This window comes from Vibrio sp. 10N.286.46.A8 (assembly GCF_041470165.1).
Classification (GTDB): Bacteria; Pseudomonadota; Gammaproteobacteria; order Enterobacterales; family Vibrionaceae; genus Vibrio; species Vibrio tasmaniensis_A.
Window position 1 is genome coordinate 1 of the sequence record NZ_JBFRLX010000303.1, and the last position, 662, is coordinate 662.

Consider the following 662-nt stretch of genomic DNA (forward strand, 5'->3'; position numbering starts at 1 on the left):
GGGAGTATGTGGTTTGTAGCCGCATCGAGGGTTCGAATCCCTCCCTCACCGCCATTTCTTGCACGTTTGAATTTGCAAGCAAACACAGAAGTAACAATGTGCGCCCTTAGCTCAGCTGGATAGAGTACCTGGCTACGAACCAGGCGGTCGGAGGTTCGAATCCTCCAGGGCGCACCATTCTCTTTACTCTTACTTGTAAGTGTTTCGAGAATAATGAATAAGGTGAGGTGGCCGAGTGGCCGAAGGCGCTCCCCTGCTAAGGGAGTATGTGGTTTGTAGCCGCATCGAGGGTTCGAATCCCTCCCTCACCGCCATTCATTACAGGCCTATGGCCTTTTTTTTGTTTCGTAGAAACAGAATGTGATATATTTCACAACTTCTTCTCTTGAAGATACCGTGCGCCCTTAGCTCAGCTGGATAGAGTACCTGGCTACGAACCAGGCGGTCGGAGGTTCGAATCCTCCAGGGCGCACCACTATTTAGGGTTTTCATTAATCCTGATGTTGAACGTTTAGTTTTGCTTTATAGTCTTAACTGCTTTATTGCCTTAACTAACAGCTCAATATCGAAACCGTTGCGCCCTTAGCTCAGCTGGATAGAGTACCTGGCTACGAACCAGGCGGTCGGAGGTTCGAATCCTCCAGGGCGCACCACTATTTAGG

At 49.5% G+C, this 662-nt stretch carries 4 tRNA genes; all 4 read left to right on the plus strand.

Annotated features, from left to right (window positions below):
- Window positions 1-100: 100 nt before the first annotated feature.
- The 4 genes from AB4232_RS21830 to AB4232_RS21845 all read left to right on the plus strand — a co-directional run bounded on the left by AB4232_RS21830 (window position 101) and on the right by AB4232_RS21845 (window position 653).
- A tRNA-Arg gene (locus AB4232_RS21830) sits at window positions 101-177 on the plus strand.
- A 44-nt stretch (window positions 178-221) separates the two neighbouring features.
- Window positions 222-314, plus strand: a tRNA-Ser gene (locus AB4232_RS21835).
- Window positions 315-398: 84 nt separating this feature from the next.
- A tRNA-Arg gene (locus tag AB4232_RS21840) sits at window positions 399-475 on the plus strand.
- A 101-nt stretch (window positions 476-576) separates the two neighbouring features.
- Window positions 577-653, plus strand: a tRNA-Arg gene (locus AB4232_RS21845).
- Window positions 654-662 lie beyond the last annotated feature (9 nt).